Annotated in this window: 1 protein-coding gene; it reads left to right on the top strand. The window is 30.4% G+C overall.

The features are described from left to right. Positions 1 to 253 precede the first annotated feature (253 nt). Positions 254 to 1354, top strand: coding sequence for a Glu/Leu/Phe/Val dehydrogenase dimerization domain-containing protein (locus CD129_RS12585; RefSeq protein ID WP_078356586.1), 1101 nt, complete (start codon positions 254 to 256; stop codon positions 1352 to 1354). The last annotated feature ends 144 nt before the right edge of the window (positions 1355 to 1498 follow it).

Raw genomic sequence — 1498 nt, 5'->3', positions numbered from 1 at the left:
AGATAAATTCCATTCGATTTGTAGTGCTTTAATGCTTATTTAGTATATTATAATAATAAATAAATAACTATACTCCATTAAAGTGTTAAATGAAAGTGTTTACATTGCTTTTATATCAATTTATTTTGAATTTTCTAAAAATTTTTACTTCTTCAAAGCGCTATCATTTTTCGTTAATTTATTTGATAAATAAAACATTTGATGTAAAATTAGATTTAGAGTTAATATATTAAAGGATGAAAAGGGGATTATTATGTTATTTGAAACGATTGAGAAATATGACTATGAACAAATTGTATTTTGTCACGATAAAAGTTCAGGATTAAAAGCGATTATTGCAATACATGATACAACATTAGGGCCAGCACTTGGTGGTTGCAGAATGTGGCCATATGAAAATGAAGAAGAAGCAATCAATGACGCATTACGCCTTTCAAGAGGTATGACATATAAAAACGCTGCTGCAGGATTAAATCTTGGTGGAGGTAAGACAGTAATCATCGGAGATCCTAAAAAAGATAAATCAGAAGCTTTATTTAGAGCTTTAGGTAGATATGTAGAAAGTTTAAATGGCAGATACATAACAGCTGAAGACGTAGGTACAACTGAAGATGATATGGATATCATTTTTGAAGAGACTGATTATGTAGTTGGTCTATCTGAAAGTCATCAATCAAGTGGTAATCCGAGTCCAAAAACATCTTTAGGTGTATTTGTTTCAATGAAACGTGCTGCTAAAGAAGCGTTTGGTACAGATGAATTAGATGGAAAAACTGTTGCAGTACAAGGTGTAGGACATGTTGCTTATGATTTATGTCGCTATTTACATGAAGCTGGTGCTAAATTAGTTGTTACAGATATTAATCAAGAAGCTATAGATAGAGTTTTAAATGATTTTAATGCTACAAGTGTAGGTATTAACGATATCTATGATGTAGATGCAGATATATTTGCACCATGTGCACTTGGTGGCGTATTAAATGATGATACAATTAATCGTTTAAAAGTTAAAGCTGTTTGTGGTAGTGCAAATAATCAATTACAAGATATTGATAAACACGGTGCTCAATTAGAAGAAAAAGGTATTGTATATGCACCAGATTTCGTAGCTAACTCTGGTGGTGTTATTAATGTAGCAGATGAATTAGATGGCTATAATGAAACACGTGCTATTTCAAATATTGAAAAAATCTATGATCAAATGGATAAAGTATTTGAAATTAGTAAAAGAGATAACATTACTACAGCTCGCGCTGCAGAAATTTTAGCAGAAGAACGTATTGATCAGTTGATGAAAGTAAGAAGTAATTTCTTAAAAACGGAAAGATCAATTATATCTAGAGGTAAAAACTAATGAAAAAAATTCTTGTACTTAATTTAGGAAGCACATCATCTAAAGTTGCAGTATTTTCTGATTATGATATGTTATTTGAAGATGTTATAAGACATAATGTCGATCAAACAAATCTTCCGTTAATTGATCAAGTCCCATTTAGAC

The organism is Mammaliicoccus fleurettii (genome assembly GCF_003970575.1).
GTDB lineage: Bacteria > Bacillota > Bacilli > Staphylococcales > Staphylococcaceae > Mammaliicoccus > Mammaliicoccus fleurettii.
The sequence above is the reverse complement of the archived record's forward strand: the minus strand, read 5'-3'. Positions and strand labels throughout refer to the sequence as shown.

Bases quoted from the DNA above. Each gene is read 5' to 3' on its own strand.
- CD129_RS12585 (WP_078356586.1), top strand. From the start codon at position 254: ATGTTATTTGAAACGATTGAGAAATATGACTATGAACAAATTGTATTT.